Origin of the sequence: Mesorhizobium sp. Root695 (assembly GCF_001428185.1) — a bacterium.
Lineage (GTDB): Bacteria > Pseudomonadota > Alphaproteobacteria > Rhizobiales > Rhizobiaceae > Mesorhizobium.
On the sequence record NZ_LMHO01000012.1, the window covers coordinates 182,641 to 198,483 of the forward strand.

Consider the following 15,843-nt stretch of genomic DNA (forward strand, 5'->3'; position numbering starts at 1 on the left):
TTGGCATCGGATGCAGCAAGCCGATACTGCTGTCTGGAAGACATGACGAGGAATGACTTGATCAGCGAAGACACGATGCCGGCCAACATCACCGATCTCGCCACTGGCTACTGGCGCCTGCCGGCGGGCAAGCTCGCCAATGCAGTGACGTGGATGGAGGCGCGCGCGCCGCAGCCCGGTCTCGCAAAGCCCTTGGCCATGACCCGGATCACCATGCCCGACTGCGCTTCGTATCGGGCGATCTTTCTCGAGATCGGCGCGCCCTGGCTGTGGGATCGCGTTTCCGAAATGTCTGACGCCGAGATTGCGGCGCATTTTGCCGACCCGCGCCAGCATCTCTACTACGGCCATGACGAGACCGGCGCCCATCTCGGCATGGTTGAATTCGTCGTCGCTGACAGCAGCGAGATCGAGATCACCTATTTCGGCCTGTTCCCGTCCCTGACCGGCAAAGGTTTCGGCAAGCGGCTGATGGCCGGCGCTCTGGATCTCGCTTGGCGCCTTAACCCTAACCGTATCTGGCTGCATACAAGCAGCTTCGATCATCACAGCGTCATCGGCTTCTACAGTGCCTGCGGGTTCGTGCCCTTCGCGACCGGATTTGAAATAGTCGACGATCCCCGGATCAAGGGAACCTTGCCGCGCGATGCCGCACCGCAGATTCCCCTGATCGAAGCGGAGTGGAGCAATGGCAAAGGAGCCTCGCTCTCCTCGGAGAACCGACAGGTTGCGCGACCTAGATGAGAACAGGTCCGCAATCCGTCAGCCAAGCGTCGCCGCAGCATCGCCGATGGGTGCGCCGCGAGACCATTCTGTCGATGCTGGAGCGCCATATCGACACGCGCATCGTGCTGTTCGCCGCGCCGGCGGGCTTCGGCAAGTCGACGACGATGGCGCAATGGGCTGCGGAAGTCGCGCGCCACGGCCGGTTGACGGCATGGCTGTCGTGCGAGGCGACGGACAATGATGAGGGCGCCTTCCTGTCGCATCTGGTGGGCGCGCTGCGCCATCTGGTCCAGAGCCCTGCCGAGCTCGACCTCGCCTTCCAGTCGAGCCCGATACCGCAGCTCGATGTCGTGCTCGCAGCATTGGTGGCGGGTCTGGCGGCGCGCGAGGCCGACATCACCGTGTTCTTCGACGACTACCACGCTGTCGAGGCGCCGGCGGTGAAGCGGTTCATGGAGCGCCTGACCCGGCAGGCGCCGGCCAACGTCGCCTTCGTCATCGGCTCGCGCAGCCTGCCCGACCTGCAGCTCGGCAAGCTCCGGGTGCTTGGCGACGTTTTCGAAATCGGTCCCGACGATCTGCGTTTCGCCTCGTCCGAAGCCGAAGCTTTCTTCAACGAGAAGCTGGGCCTGAGCGTCAGCAGCGGCACGGTGGAAACCTTGTGTTCACGGACAGAAGGATGGGCCGCCGGCCTGCAACTGGCCTCCCTGTCACTGAGTGCCGCGCATGCACCTGAAACCGTCATCGGCAATTTCACCGGCGCCAACCGCAACGTCGCAGACTTCCTGATGGGCGAAGTGTTCCTGGAACTGCCGCCGGCGATCGCGAAGTTTCTGCTCTACAGTTCGATCTTCGAACGCTTCAGCGCGGAGGCCTGCCGGGCGGTGATGCGGGCGGCCGACGCCGAGGCGGCGATAACCGAAATCGAGACGCGCAACCTGTTCCTGGTGCCGCTCGACGAAGAACGGCGCTGGTTCCGCTATCATCATCTGTTCCACGATTTCCTCACCCGCGAAATGGAACGGCGCGAACCGGAAATGATCGCGCCGTTGCATCTGGCGGCCGCCGAATGGTTCGGCGAGCGCAAGATGCTGACCGAGGCGATCGGGCACGCGCTGGCCGCCGGCGACCAGGCTCGCGCGGCGGTGTTCGTGGAGAACAATGCGCTCGACCTCATCGCCCAGTGCCAGCTTCTTTACGTACGCCAGTTGCTGGCGCTGCTGCCGAGGCAACTGATCGACCAGCGCATCCGGCTGCAGCTCGTCGTGCTGTGGCTGGCGGTGCACAGCAGCCAGCCCGAGATTGCCCAACAGACGCTAAGCAATGCGCGCAAGCTGGTCGAGACCGGACCGGCTGACAGCAGTGACCCAGGCACCATGACCGGAACCACGATCGAGGCCGAGCTCGTGGTTCTCGCCGCTGCCGTGCACAGCACGCTGGAGCAGTTCGATCAGGCGCGCGACACGGCACTTGCGGCCCTGCGCGTCATCGCGCCCGATGCCTGGTTCATGGAGGGCGCGACCGCCAATGTCATTGGCTACAATCTCTATGCGCTGGGCGACCTCGAAGGTGCGCGCGCCGCGATCGATGCGGCGCGACGGGCGCATGAGCGAAGCGGTAGCCTGCTCGGCGTCACCATTGCCAATTGCTACATGGCCGTCGTCGAGCGTTCGGCGGGCCGCCTGCCCGCCGCAGAGCGGCTGCTGCGCAACGCCATCATCGAGGCCAGGGCGCGGATCGGTGCAAACTCCTATGCCGAGGCCCTGGCCGGAACGCTGCTTGCCGAGCTTGCCTATGAAACCAATGCATCGGGCGAGGCGCTGACCCTGGTCGAGAATCTCGGCCCGCAGATCGAAGGCGCGGCGGTCATCGTCTATCCCTTGGCCAGCGTGCCGACCTACGCCCGCGTGCTGCAGTTGACCGGTCGCACCGAAGCAGCACTGGATATGCTGGAGCGCGTCTATCAACGCGTGCGCGGCACGGTGTATCGCCGCCTGGCATCGATGATCATGCATGATCGCATACGCGTGCTGCTCGACCAGAACCGCAATGCCGAGGCGCGCGCGCTGCTGGCCGAGCATCGCGGCGGAGAGGCCGACGCGTCGACCATCATCACCACCGCCAACGAGTTCGAGTTCTTTGCCGAGGGCCGCCTGCTGACCGCTGAGAAATCCTATGCCGATGCCGCGCGGGTCTTCGACGCGCTGCTGGAGCGAACGCGAAGCAGCGGGCGCATGCGCCGCCATATATTGGCGCTGATCCTGAGCGCCAAGGCAGCCAGCGCCGCCCATGACCAACGCGAGGCCGACCGCACTCTGCTCGGCGCGCTGCGCCTTGCCCAGCCCTCCGGCTTCATCCGTTCCTTCGTCGACGAGGGAAGGTCTGTGGTCGAAGGGTTGATGCGCCTGCGTGCGGCTCAGGCAAAGACCGATCCCGCACTGTCAGCCTATGCGACGCGCATCATCGACGCCGCGCAGGCGATGCCCGTGGCGACACGCAAGCTGGCCGCACCAGCCGTTGAGAAGGAACAGCTCACCCAGCGCGAGGCCGAATTGCTGCGCTATCTCGCCGAGGGCATGTCCAATCGCGATATCGCCCTTGCATTGTCGGTGAGCGAAACCACGGTGAAATGGCATTTGAAGAACATTTTCGGCAAGCTGGCGGTGACCAACCGAGTCCAGGCGGTGCGCGCCACGCAAGGGTCCGCAGGCGCCCATACCCCTCCGAAAGGAGGGGCATAGATAACCGGCTTAACCCCTCTTTCGGGTCGGGCCACATGATCGTTAGCCTGCTAGCGTCACCGGGTTTTCAGAGGACGCTGCGGATGGCGACAGGCTACGTTTTTCACGAACAGCTGATGTGGCATGACACCGGCTCCAGCGCCGACATGATGCCTCCCGGCCGTTTCGTGGAACCCGGCCGCCATCTGGAATCGCCCGGCTCGAAGCGCCGGCTGAACAATTTGATCCAGGTCAGCGGCCTGTCGCGCCATCTGGTGCCGATCATCCCGGAGCCGGTCTCGGTCGAGGACCTGCTGCGCGTGCACACGCAACGCCATGTCGACGATATCCGCATGCTCAGCGAGCGCGGCTCCGGTTTCGCCGGGCCGCAGGCGCCCATCGGCCTCAACAGTTTCGACATCGCCCTGCTGTCGGCCGGCACCACCTACGCCGCCATGCGCGCCGTTCTGACCGGCCGCGTCGACAATGCCTATGCGCTGGCGCGGCCGCCGGGGCACCATGCCGAACCCGACCAGGCGATGGGCAACTGCCTGTTCTCCAACATCGGCGTCTCCGTGCGCCGGCTGCAGCACGAAGGCCTGCTCGGCCGCGCCGCCGTGGTCGACTGGGATGTACACCACGGCAACGGCACCGAGAGGGTGTTTTATTCCGACCCGTCGGTGCTGACCATTTCCCTGCATCAGGACAATCTCTACCCGACCGGGCGGGGCGCGCTGGCCGACAACGGCACGGGCGCCGGCGAAGGCTACAACATCAATATCCCGCTGCCCGCCGGCAGCGGGACCGGCGCCTATGAAGCGACCTTCGACCGCGTCGTCGCCCCGGCGTTGCGCGCCTACAGGCCGGATTTCGTCATCGTCGCCTCCGGCTTCGATGCGTCCGGCTTTGATCCGCTCGGCCGCATGATGCTCAACAGCGAGTGCTTCCGGCGGCTCGCCGCGCGGATGGTGGCGCTGGCCGCCGAAACATCGAACGGTCGATTGATCATGACCCATGAAGGCGGTTACTCAGAAGGCTATGTGCCGTTCTGCGGCCATGCCGTGATCGAGACGCTGGCCAATCACCGCACCGAGGTGGTCGACCCGCTGTCGGAGCATATCGACGAATGGGCCGGGCAAGATTTGCAGCCGCACCAGGCCGCGGTGATCGACGCCGCAGAGGGGCTGCTCGCCGGCCTGCGCCAACGCCTCGCCAGTGCGGCCTGACGCGATGGATTTTGTCATCACCACGCTTCTCAATGCGCTGACGCTGATCAGCATCCTTATGCTGGTCGGGCTCGGGCTGGCGATCAGCTTCGGGCTGATGAACGTGACCAACCTAGCGCATGGCGAGTTCGTCACCGTCGGCGCCTTCGCGGTCTATTTCATCCAGAGCGTGGGTGGCTCGTTCTGGCTGGGCCTGGCCGCGGCGCCCATCGCCGGCGCGGTAGTCGGCTGCATCCTCGAGTTCGCCATCATCCGCCATCTCTATTCCAGGCCAGTCTCGACCGTGCTTGCCACCTGGGGCGTCAGCCTGATCCTGCAGCAAGGGCTGGAACTGACCTTCGGTCTCGGTGCCAAACCGGTGACGCCGCCGATCGAGGGCACGCTCGATCTCTTCTTCACCGTCTATCCGGCTTACCGGCTGATCCTGATCGGCATCGCCATGCTGACCTTGCTTGGAGTCATCCTGCTGATCAGCCGGACATCCTTCGGGCTCGACATCCGCACCGTCATCCAGAACCGCGAGATGGCCGAGGGCGTCGGCATCAACACGCGACGCACCTACGCCATCGCCTTCACCTTCGGCGCGGCCATCGCAGGGCTTGCCGGCGGACTGGTCGCGCCGCTGGCGATCGTGCTGCCGCAGATGGGGGTGAACTATCTCGCCAACGCCTTCTTCGTCGTCATTGTCGGCGGCGTCGGCTCGATCGGCGGCCTCGTCGCCGGCAGCGTCTTCGTCGGCGGGCTGACCAGCGTCCTCAACTACCAGATCTCGCCATCACTGGCGCAGGCGATCGTGCTGCTCGCGGCCATCGTCGCTGTCCGTCTGCGGCCCAACGGCCTGTTCAATGGAGCGTCGCGATGATCGCCCGCGACCGCAACTGGCTGCTGGTCTTCGTTGTCTGCGTGGTGCTCGCGGTCGTCTATCCCCTGTTCGCCGATGGCTACCAGCTAACGGTGATCCGCGACGCGCTGATCTTCGGCCTGTTCGCGGCGAGCCTCGACTTCTTCTGGGGCCGCACCGGGATCCTGTGTTTCGGCCACGCCGCCTTTTTCGGCATTGGCGGCTACATCATGGCGCTGGTCACGCTCAACGACGCCATTCCCTTCGGAAGCCTGCTCGGCCTTGCCGGCGCAGTCACTGGTGCTGCTTTCGTCGCCGCCATCATCGGCTACTTCCTGTTCTTCGGCGGCATTCGGGGCAGCTATTTCACCATCGTCACGCTGGCGATGGGCGTCATTTGCCAGCAGGCTGCAGTCTCGTGGAGTTCGGTCACCGGCGGCGATAGCGGGTTGATCGGGATCCCGCCGATCGAGTTCGATCTCGGCGGGCTGCATGTCGATCTGAGCCAGGACTTGCCCAGCTACATTTTCGTCTCGGCCATCGTCGCGGTGGCCGTGCTGGCGCTGTGGTCGATCAGCCGCGGCCACTGGGGCACGGTGCTGACCGCCATCCAGGACAATGAAGTCCGCGCGGCAGCGCTCGGCCACAATGCGCCGTTGCGGCTGCTCGTGACCTTCGTCCTGTCGGCGGCGATCGCCGGACTTGCCGGCGCCCTTTACGTCTGCATGGCAGGGCTGGTGGCGCCCGATCTGTCCGGACTGCTGCTGTCGACGGAAGTCATCGTCTGGGTGGCGGTCGGCGGGCGCGGCACGCTGCTTGGGCCGGTGCTCGGCGCCATCTTCATCCAACGGGCGCAGCAGACGATCAGCAGCTTCAACCCGAGCCTATGGCCGCTATTGCTCGGCTGCGTCTTCGTCATCATCGTCTTCGTCCTGCCGGACGGCATCCTGTCGATCTACGCGCGGCTGAAAGGCCTGTTCAAAGGCGGGAGGCGCGCGCAATGAGCGACATCCTGCTCCAGGCCGAAAATGTCGGCATCCGCTTTGGCGGGCTGCAGGCGCTGGAAGCCTTGAACCTCACCGTACGAGACAAGGAGCTTTGCTGCATCATCGGGCCGAACGGTGCCGGCAAGAGCACGTTCCTCAATGTGCTGACCGGCACGCTTCGCCCGACCAGCGGCAGCGTGCGCTTCCTCGGCCAAGACATAGCCGGCCTGCCGTTGCACCGCATCGCCCGGCTCGGCATCGCCCGCAAGTTCCAGATCCCGTCTGTCTTCCCGAGCCTCTCGGTTGAGGACAATCTGAAGGTCGCGCGCTGGGGCGCGCCCTCGCCTGTGCGCTCGGTTGGCGAACTGCTGGAACTGGTCGCGCTCACCAACCGTGCTGCTACGCTGGCGGGCGAACTCGCACACGGCCAGAAGCAATGGCTGGAGATCGGCATGGCGCTGGCAATCGAGCCACGGTTGCTTTTGCTCGACGAGCCGACCGCCGGCATGACACCGCAAGAGACGTTGGCGACGGCCGACATGCTGCTGCGACTCAAGGGCGAATTCTCGATCGTCGCCGTCGAGCACGACATCCGCTTCGTGCGGGCGCTGAACTGCGAGACATTGGTGCTGCATCAGGGACGCCGGCTGCGCAACGGCCCTTTCCATGACATCGAGACCGACGAAATGGTCCGCGACGTCTATCTGGGGAGGCGCTGACCATGCTCCGGACAATGGCGGTCTCCGCCGGCTACGGTCTGCTCCCGGTGCTGAACGGCATCGACCTCAGTGTCGCGCCCGGCGAAGTCGTTGGCCTGCTTGGCCGCAACGGCGCCGGCAAGACGACGCTGTTGCGCGTCATCGCCGGCGGCTTGCGGGCGAGCGGTGGCGCGATAATCCTCGGCGACCAGAACCTAACCAATGCGCCGGCCTTCCGCCGCGCGCGGGCGGGCATCGCGCATGTGCCGCAGGGCCGTGGCATCTTCAACCAGCTGACGGTGCGGCAAAACCTCGAAGTCGGCACCCGCGCCGCCAAGGACCGTAGCGACGGCGGCATTCCGGCCGACATCTTCGGCTATTTTCCGATCCTGCGCGAACGCGAAGCGCAGGTCGCCGGCACGCTTTCGGGCGGCCAGCAGCAGATGCTGGCGATCGGCCGCGCGCTGTGCGGCCTGCCCTCGGTGCTGCTGCTCGACGAGCCCTCGGAAGGCATTCAGCCGAACATCGTGCAGTCGATCGCGGAACTGGTGCCGCGCATCGCCCGCGAGCGCGGCATCGCGATCGTTCTCGTCGAGCAGAATCTCGATCTCGTTCTCAAGGCGGCGGACCGCTGCCTGGTGATGGAGAAGGGCAGGATTGTCCATGAAGGCGCACCGGAAGCGTTCGCCGACGAAACCCTGCTGAAGGACCTGTTGGCTTTGTAAGGCGTGCATGGGGCGCGCCTGGGACTGGAAGGGAACACAACAATGATAAGCAGAAGAACTGTCTTGAAATCCGGCGGCGCTGCAGCCGCCTTCGCCATCGTCGGCGCGCCGTCGATCCTGCGCGCCGCAGACACAGTCAAGGTCGGCCTGTCGATCCCGATCACCGGGCTGCAGGCGATCCTCGGCGAGACGCTGCTCAATTGCTACAAGCTCGCCGCCGCCGAGCTCAACGCCGCGAACGGTATTGGCGGGCGCCAGGTCGAACTCATCATCGAAGACAACCAGACCACGACCAAGGGCTCCATCGACAAGGCGCGCAAGCTCATCAACGAAGACAAGGTCGACGTGATCATGGGCACGATCATTTCGCCGGAGCGCAGCGCGACGCTGTCGGTCACCTCGAAGGCCAAGAAGCTGTTCTTCTACCCGACCAATTTCGAAGGTGGTGAATGCAACCGCTACTTCGTCGCCACCGGACCGATCCCGATGCAGCAGGTCGACCCGATGATGCCATGGGTGGCCGAGACCCTGGGCAAGACGATCTATGTCATGGCTTCGGACTATGCATGGCCGCAGAAGATGACCGAGGCGATCACGGCGGCCTATGAGAAGGCCGGCGGCAAGATCATCGGTGCCGACTACTATCCGTTCGGCACCACCGATTTCGGCCCGGCCTTCCAGAAGATCAAGTCGCTGAAGCCCGATGTCGTCTGGTCGATGGTGGTCGGCAACGACGCCGTCACCCAGCTCAAGCAGTATCGCAGCTTCGACATCAAGCAGCCGCTGATCGCGCCACTCGACGAGGTCTTCAACAAGGACGCGCTGCCGCCGGGCGTGGCCGCCGGCACCTACGCGCCGCAGCCCTACTGGATGGCGCTCGACAACCCGGTCAACAAGAAGTTCATCTCGAGCTTCCGGGAGAAGTTCGGCCAGGAAAAGATGGTCAACGGCATCGGCGAGGCCGGCTACAACGGCCTTCATCTCTACGCGCTGGCCGCAGAGAAGGCCGGATCGCTGAAGGACGACGATGTGCTGGCCGCGCTGCCGTCGATCGAGTTCGACGCACCGCAAGGCAAGATCCGCGTCGACGCCACCAACAACCACACGCTGTGCCATTCCTATGTCGGCAAGGCGGCGGCCGACGGCATCGGCTACGAGATCGTCAAGGATTTCGGCACCATCGCCCCGGTAACGCCCTACTGCAAGGTCTAGGCGCTTCGGCACCAGTTCCAGGCAACCCTGACGGCGGCATTGTTGCCGCCGTCAGGATGCCTGGGGCGCAGGGAGCCGCTCGCGCAACTCGTCGACAAGCACTCTGGTGTTCTCGGAATAGTCGATCGGCACGACGACGAGATGCACGCCGCCGCCGGTGAAGGCCTGTTCCAACGTTGGCCGCAATTCGGCGATCGCGCCAACTCTGGTCCCCTTGGCGCCATAGGCCTCGGCATATTTGACGAAATCCGGATTGCCGAAGGTCATGCCGAAATCCGGAAACTCGTCGACCGCCTGCTTCCAGCGTATCATGCCGTAGGCGTGGTCCTCGAGCAGCAGGACGACGAGGTTGAGCTTGAGCCTGACGGCGGTCTCCAATTCCTGGCTGTTCATCATGAAGCCGCCATCGCCGCAGATCGCCATGACACGGCGCTGCGGATAGAGCAGTGCCGCCATCATCGCGGACGGCAAGCCCGCGCCCATGGTGGCCAGCGCATTGTCGAGCAGGATCGTGTTTGCCATGCGCGTCCGGTAGTTGCGCGCGAACCAGATCTTGTACATGCCGTTGTCGAGGGCGAGGATCCCGTCGGCCGGCATCACGGCGCGCACGTCATGCACAATGCGCTGCGGCGTGAAGCGATCTTCGGTGGCGCGCGCGGCGATCCGACTCAAAATACCTTCACGCAGCGGCAGCAAAGCCTGCGCGTTGGGGATGTTGCCCTCGATGCGGTCCGCCAGCAGCTTGAGCGAAGGCCCGAGGTCGCCGACAATCTCCGCTTGCGGGAAATAGACCTGCTCGACATCCGCGGACTGATAGCCGACATGGATGACTTCAGGCTCCTTGGCGCCCATGATGAAGGGCGGTTTCTCGACCGTGTCGTGGCCGATGGTGATGATCAGATCGGCCTGCTCTATGGCCTCGTGCACATAGTCGCGCTCCGAAAGTGCCGCCGTTCCCATGTAGAGCTCGGTTCCGCCAGGCACGGTGCCCTTGCCCATCTGCGTGGTGAAGTAGGGAATTTGCGTGCGCAACACGAACTGCGCGAGGTCGGAGGTCGAGCGCGGCCGCGACGCCGCCGCGCCGAACATCAACAGCGGACGCTTGGCCTTCATGATCATCCGGGCCGCGCGATCGAGCGCGACCGCACTGGCCAGGGGCAGTTCGACGGGATGCGTCGGCACGAGCGCGACCGATTCGCACTCCGCCGCTGCAATGTCTTCCGGCAGCTCCAGATGCACGGGGCCTGGGCGTTCTTCCTGGGCGACACGGAAGGCTTCGCGCACCAGCGACGGGATCATCTTCGGCGAGACGATCTGACGCGACAGCTTGGTCAGCGGCTTCATCGCCGCGACGATGTCGACGATCTGGAAGCGCGCCTGCCGGGATGACAGGATGCCCTTCTGGCCGGTGATCATGATCATCGGCATCGCGCCGAGCAGCGCATAGGCCGAACCGGTTGTCAGATTGAGCGCGCCGGGGCCAAGTGTGGTGATGCAGACACCCGGCTTGCCGGTGAGCCTGCCATAGGTGGCGGCCATGAAGGCCGCCGCCTGCTCGTGGCGGGTCAGGATCAGCTGGATCGAGGAGCGGCGGATGGATTCGACGATATCGAGATTTTCTTCGCCCGGAATGCCGAAAATCCGTTCGACCCCTTCGTTTTCGAGGGCCGCGACGAACAGATCCGAACCTTTGGTCATAGACCGTCTCTCCCGCAATGCGCTCAATCCGTCAGCCACTTTCATATGGCACTGGAACGCGACGCCTCAAAGACCCGAAGTGTGCACTCTTTTACCGGCTTTGCAGAAGAAACCCGAATTGTGTCCTTGTTGTCGACGGGTGATGGCGGCGATGAACTGATCGTTGACCGTGCCAAGGTCAAGGAATATCGGCGCGATCCTCACCGAGAGGCGGACGCCAAGGTTAGGCCATCGATTTCTGCAAGGCAGCCGCCAGCGCGTCGACGGCAAGCCGCACCTTCAGCGGCAGATGTGGCGTCTTCAGCCAAAGCGCGTAGCAGTCGTAGAGAAAGCGCGGCTCATCCGGCAACAGCGCCACCAATGCGCCGGCCTGAAGGCGATCGCGGACCAGCCAATAGGGTAGCCAGGCAAGTCCCATGCCGTCGACGGCCGCATCGGCGATGGCATCGAGATCATCGAGGCGTATCCGACCGACCGGCATGATCTCCAGAGCTGGCTGCATTTCGCGCGCAAACAGCCACGGCTGAACGATCTGGCCAACCCGGCGGTAGACGATGGCGTGATGGTCGGCGAGATCCTCGATCCGCCGCGGTTCGCCATGGGTTTCCAGATAGGAGGGCGCGGCGCAAACGACCATGCCCTGGCGCGCGACGCGGCGCGCGATCACGCCTGCCTTGTCGTCAAGGGTGCCGGTCCGGATCGCCAGATCGTAGCCATCCTCGGCAAGGTCGGCGAAGCGGTCGCTGAGCGAAAGGTCCAGTTCCAGCATCGGATATTGCCGCGCCAGCCCCAGCAGCACTGGGGTCACGCAGTGGCGACCGAAATGCGCCGGCATGGTGACGCGCAGTTTGCCACGCGGTTCGGAGAACTGGTCGGCGGCGAGCGCGTCGGCGGCCTCGGCCTCGGCCAGCACCAGGCGGCAGCGTTCATAGTAGGCACGGCCGAAGTCGGTCAGGCTCTGCCGGCGCGTGGTCCGGTTGAGCAGCCGCACGCCCAGCCGTTCCTCGAGAAACCGGACATGCTTGCCGACCATCGGTCCGGACAGATCGAGTGCGACTGCCGCGGCCGCGAACGAACCGAGGTCAACGGCCCTGACGAACACGGCCATGCTCTCAAGCCGATCCATATTCAAAACTCCTGGTTTCTATTGTTCTCCTCCTACAGCCATTTATCCCCGGAAAGCCCAGCTGCATAGCTCATTCGGTTCAGATGATTTGGAGTATCCCGAATGACACGCATGATTCGCTTTCACCAGCATGGCGGCCCCGAGGTTCTGTGCATCGAGGATGTCGAAGTTCCCCGACCGGGTCCCGGCGAAGTTCAAATCCGCGTCAAGGCGCTCGGCCTCAATCGCGCCGAAGCGCTGCTGCGTGCTGGCGCCTATATCGAGACGCCGAAGCTGCCCTCGGGGCTTGGCCTCGAGGCGGCGGGTGTCATCGAGACGGTGGGCGAAGGTGTTGAGGATTTCGCGCCAGGCGACAGCGTCAGTGTCATCCCACCGCAATCGATGATCCGCTGGCCGGCTTATGGCGAGCTTGCGACCTATCCCGCCGGACTCGTCGTGAGGAATCCCCCGTCACTTGATTGGCAAGCGGCGGCGGCCGTCTGGATGCAGTATCTCACCGCCTATGGCGCCCTGATCGACATCGCGAAGCTGCACAGCGGAGACCATGTCGTCATCACCGCGGCATCGAGCAGTGTCGGGCTTGCCGCGATCCAGATCGCCAACAGGGTCGGCGCGACCGCGATCGCGGTGACGCGGACTTCGGCGAAGAAGCAGACGCTGCTCGACGCCGGTGCGGCTGAAGTCGTGGTCCTGGCTGAGGAGGGTCTGACGGCACGGCTGAATGAGATCGCAGGGCCTGAAGGCGTGCGCGTCGTGTTCGATCCGATCGGCGGCCCGATCTTCGAGTCCCTGACAGCGGCGATGTCGCGTGGCGGCATCCTCATCGAATATGGCGGCCTCAGCCGCGAGCCGACGCCGTTCCCGCTGTCAGCCGTGCTGGCCAAGAGGCTGACGCTGCGCGGCTACCTCGTCCACGAGATCACTAGCGACCCGACCAAACTGGAGGCCGCCAAGGCGTTCATCTTCGAAGGACTTGAGACCGGGACCCTAAGGCCGATCATCGACCGGACCTTTGCGTTCGACCAGATCGTCGAGGCGCATCGCTATCTGGAATCGAACGAGCAGTTCGGCAAGATCGTGGTGACGCTCTAAGCAGCAACCATCCTCGTCTTCAGACACCAGCCGCGATGGCGAACAATTCATTCTTGCCGGCAAGATCGCCCTTGAAGGCGCGGCTCCGCATTCCTAACTGTCTCGTGCGGGCCGGGCCCCTCTGACGATCGCTTCTGGTGATTGTGATGTCGGACCGCTTTAACGGGCCCGTTTCCATCCTTTTCGGTCAAGCGGGCTCATTCCTTTGGTTTGGAGCCCCATATGACATCTTCCCTCCCTGGTTTGGTTTGCCCCTCCTGCCGCGTCGCGCTCGTGATGAGCGAACGCCAGGGTATCGAGATCGATTACTGCCCGCAGTGCCGCGGCGTCTGGCTTGATCGAGGCGAACTCGACAAGATCATCGAGCGTTCCGGCAGGGGGGCGTCGCCCGCGCCGCAGCCGGCAGCATTCTCCCAGCCGCAACATGGGCAGGGCCGCGATGACGATTATTCCCGCTCGCAGGGCCACCGTTATCCGAAGCGCAAGAAATCATTCTTCGAAGAATTGTTCGATTGACCGCATGACGCCCGATACGCGTGCGGGCGTTTACAGAAGATTTCCGAAACCACATGGATAAGGTCCATCCCGATGATGACTCGCACAAGCCGATTTACCGCCCTCTTTGCAGGACTGTTCCTGGCATTCTCGATGGTCGCGATGGATCATGCCGAGGCTCGTCGCGGCGGCAGTTTCGGCAGTCGTGGCATGCGTACGTTCCAATCGGCACCGCCGACCAGGACCGCGCCAGCGCCGACCGCTCCGGTCGAGCGTTCGATGACGCCCAACACCGGTGTGAACAACGCGGCCCGGCAACCGGCCGGCTTGCAGAGACCCGGCTTCATGAGCGGCTTCGGTGGAACAATGATGCGCGGTCTGCTGCTCGGCGGCCTGATCGGCCTGCTTGTGGGCCAAGGCTTCGGCGGCCTCGCCGGCATGTTCGGCTTCTTGCTTCAGGCGCTGCTCATCGGTGGTGCGATCATGCTGGCTATCAGGTTCTTCCGCTCGCAATCGGCCCGTGGTCCTGCCCCGGCGCTCGCCGGTGCCGGCAATGCCCAGGCTTCGCGATTTGAGAACCGCGCAACGGCACAGCAGCAGACTGCAGGCTCCTTCACAATTCCCGGCTTCGGCGGCGGTTCGGGCGGAGGCTCTCCGGCCACCGGCTCTGAGGAGATCACGCTGGCTCAGACCGACCTCGACGCATTCCAGCAGCTTTTGACCGATGTCCAGGAAGCATTCGGGCGCGAAGACCATGCCGCTCTGCGCCGGGCGACGACCCCCGAAATGGTGTCCTATCTGTCGGAAGAGCTGGCAGACAATGCCCAGAAAGGTCTCAGGAACGAGGTAACGGACATTACTTTGCTGCAGGCCGACATCGCGGAAAGCTGGCGCGAGGATGAGCGCGACTACGCCACGGCCGCATTGCGCTACGAGTCTCGTGACGTGATGCGCGAACGGGCCAGTGGCAAAGTCGTCGCGGGCGACGAGGACCATCCGACAGAGACGACTGAGCTGTGGACATTCGTGCGTGAGAATGGATCGAGCTGGAAGCTCTCGGCAATACAACAGGCTTGAGCCCCGGCCGGTTATGTCCGAGGCTTCGATGCGGAGTTGCGGTCGTTCAACGCGCGATCTTGACGCACATCGGCGTGCCGATCTCGATGGCGCGCCCGGTGTCGGTGAGCATGCCGCTGTCGGCGTCGCGCGCGAAGATCGAGATGCGGTCGCCATTCTGGTTGGCCGAGAACAGATGGCCGCCTGACGGCGTCAGCGCCAGGTTGCGCGGCGTCGCACCCCCGCAAGGGACATAGCCGACCAGGCTCAGCGCGCCGGTGTTCTGGTCGACCGCCATGATGACCACGCTGTCGTGGCCACGGTTGGAGCCGTAGACGAAACGGCCGTCGGAAGCGATCTGGATATCGGCGCAATGATTGCTGTCGCGCGCCTCGGCCGGCACTGCCGGCTTTGCATCGATGATCGACAGCTTGCCGGTGGCTTCGTCCAGCGCCATCGACACGATGGTCGAATCCAGCTCGTTCATGACAAAGACGAAGCGACCGTTCGGATGCAAGGCAAGATGACGCGGGCCGGCACCCGGCGGCAAAGCGGATTCGGCTGATTTGCTCAGGCTGCCATCGTGCCCGATACGGTAGGACACCAGCCGATCGATGCCGAGGTCGGCGACGATGGCCATGCCACCGGCAATGGTTTCGGTGACGCTGTGGGCATGCGAGCGCTCCTGCCGCGCCGCATTCGGGCCGGTGCCGGAATGCGAAACGCTGGCCAGCGGCGCCGACAGCGCGCCACTCTTGTCGAAGCCATAGACAGCCACGGCTCGATCCGGGCCGCCCTCGCCCATGCCATAGTTGGCGACCAGCAGCTTCGTGCCATCACGGGTGATGGTGTTATGGGCGGTGATGCTGCCGAGCGACGGCTGCTTGTTCAGATAAATGAGTGTCCCCGAAGCTCGATCGAAGCTGTAGGCGGAGACGGTGCCCTCGCGCCAGTTGAAGACTTCCGAATTGGCATAGAGATGCGAGCCGTCCGGCGTCACCGACAGGAAGGTCGGGTTGTCGACCTCATTGGTCTCGGCCAGTTTTCGTGTTTCCAGCGTCGTCTCGTCAAAGCTGTAGACGCCGAGACCGACGCCCCGCGCGCCCTGAAAATACGGCGCTTCCCGGTTCAGGCTGCCGACAAAGACCAGACAGGCACGCATGATTTCCTCCCCTGCCCCGCCGCCGCTTCGGGGCGCGGGACCAGCCAAAATTTCGCCTGTTCACGCTTGCAACGCAACCC

At 64.3% G+C, this 15,843-nt stretch carries 14 protein-coding genes; 11 read left to right on the forward strand and 3 right to left on the reverse strand.

Annotation, left to right across the window (positions count from 1 at the left end; translation table 11 throughout):
• Nucleotides 1-57: 57 nt before the first annotated feature.
• The 8 genes from ASD99_RS13960 to ASD99_RS13995 all read left to right on the forward strand — a co-directional run bounded on the left by ASD99_RS13960 (nt 58) and on the right by ASD99_RS13995 (nt 9,134).
• Entirely contained in the window at nt 58-744 is a 687-nt protein-coding gene (locus ASD99_RS13960; RefSeq protein ID WP_057144114.1) for a GNAT family N-acetyltransferase, read from the forward strand.
• The gene (locus ASD99_RS13965; RefSeq protein WP_056581643.1) at nt 741-3,467 is read left to right on the forward strand and encodes a LuxR C-terminal-related transcriptional regulator; all 2,727 of its coding nucleotides are present in this window, start codon (nt 741-743) and stop codon (nt 3,465-3,467) included. The genes ASD99_RS13960 and ASD99_RS13965 overlap by 4 nt, the downstream gene beginning before the upstream one ends.
• Nucleotides 3,468-3,550: 83 nt before the next feature.
• The gene (locus ASD99_RS13970; protein ID WP_057143990.1) at nt 3,551-4,672 is read left to right on the forward strand and encodes a class II histone deacetylase; all 1,122 of its coding nucleotides are present in this window, start codon (nt 3,551-3,553) and stop codon (nt 4,670-4,672) included.
• A 4-nt stretch (nt 4,673-4,676) separates the two neighbouring features.
• The gene (urtB, locus tag ASD99_RS13975) at nt 4,677-5,534 is read left to right on the forward strand and encodes an urea ABC transporter permease subunit UrtB (RefSeq protein ID WP_057143991.1); all 858 of its coding nucleotides are present in this window, start codon (nt 4,677-4,679) and stop codon (nt 5,532-5,534) included.
• Nucleotides 5,531-6,517, forward strand: a complete 987-nt coding sequence (locus ASD99_RS13980) for a branched-chain amino acid ABC transporter permease (RefSeq protein ID WP_056581652.1) — start codon at nt 5,531-5,533, stop codon at nt 6,515-6,517. Before urtB ends, ASD99_RS13980 begins: the two co-directional genes overlap by 4 nt.
• Entirely contained in the window at nt 6,514-7,218 is a 705-nt protein-coding gene (locus ASD99_RS13985; protein ID WP_056581654.1) for an ATP-binding cassette domain-containing protein, read from the forward strand. The genes ASD99_RS13980 and ASD99_RS13985 overlap by 4 nt, the downstream gene beginning before the upstream one ends.
• A 2-nt stretch (nt 7,219-7,220) precedes the next feature.
• Complete coding sequence (locus tag ASD99_RS13990; RefSeq protein ID WP_057143992.1) at nt 7,221-7,922, forward strand: ABC transporter ATP-binding protein; 702 nt, start codon at nt 7,221-7,223, stop codon at nt 7,920-7,922.
• 42 nt (nt 7,923-7,964) lie between these two features.
• Nucleotides 7,965-9,134 (forward strand): substrate-binding protein, encoded by a 1,170-nt coding sequence (locus ASD99_RS13995; protein WP_027036162.1) that lies wholly within the window; start codon nt 7,965-7,967, stop codon nt 9,132-9,134.
• A 51-nt stretch (nt 9,135-9,185) separates the two neighbouring features.
• On the opposite strand, the gene ASD99_RS14000 is transcribed toward ASD99_RS13995, so the two are convergent.
• Together ASD99_RS14000 and ASD99_RS14005 are read right to left on the reverse strand one after the other, a co-directional pair.
• Nucleotides 9,186-10,832 carry an acetolactate synthase large subunit gene (locus ASD99_RS14000; protein ID WP_057143993.1) on the reverse strand — a complete coding sequence of 549 codons (1,647 nt, stop codon included), beginning with the start codon at nt 10,830-10,832 and terminating at the stop codon, nt 9,186-9,188.
• 223 nt (nt 10,833-11,055) lie between these two features.
• Entirely contained in the window at nt 11,056-11,958 is a 903-nt protein-coding gene (locus tag ASD99_RS14005; RefSeq protein ID WP_057143994.1) for a LysR family transcriptional regulator, read from the reverse strand.
• A 102-nt stretch (nt 11,959-12,060) separates the two neighbouring features.
• On the opposite strand from ASD99_RS14005, the gene ASD99_RS14010 reads away from it, so the two are divergent.
• The 3 genes from ASD99_RS14010 to ASD99_RS14020 all read left to right on the forward strand — a co-directional run bounded on the left by ASD99_RS14010 (nt 12,061) and on the right by ASD99_RS14020 (nt 14,622).
• The gene (locus ASD99_RS14010; RefSeq protein WP_056581672.1) at nt 12,061-13,050 is read left to right on the forward strand and encodes a zinc-dependent alcohol dehydrogenase family protein; all 990 of its coding nucleotides are present in this window, start codon (nt 12,061-12,063) and stop codon (nt 13,048-13,050) included.
• A gap of 222 nt (nt 13,051-13,272) precedes the next feature.
• On the forward strand, nt 13,273-13,566 hold the full coding sequence (locus tag ASD99_RS14015) for a zf-TFIIB domain-containing protein (RefSeq protein WP_056581674.1): 294 nt from the start codon (nt 13,273-13,275) through the stop codon (nt 13,564-13,566).
• A 72-nt stretch (nt 13,567-13,638) separates the two neighbouring features.
• Nucleotides 13,639-14,622: a Tim44 domain-containing protein gene (locus ASD99_RS14020; protein WP_056581675.1), complete on the forward strand. Its 984-nt coding sequence runs from the start codon at nt 13,639-13,641 to the stop codon at nt 14,620-14,622.
• A 46-nt stretch (nt 14,623-14,668) separates the two neighbouring features.
• Here the strand turns inward: ASD99_RS14020 and ASD99_RS14025 are convergent, their stop codons facing one another.
• Nucleotides 14,669-15,766 carry a lactonase family protein gene (locus tag ASD99_RS14025; protein WP_156388988.1) on the reverse strand — a complete coding sequence of 366 codons (1,098 nt, stop codon included), beginning with the start codon at nt 15,764-15,766 and terminating at the stop codon, nt 14,669-14,671.
• Nucleotides 15,767-15,843: the final 77 nt, after the last annotated feature.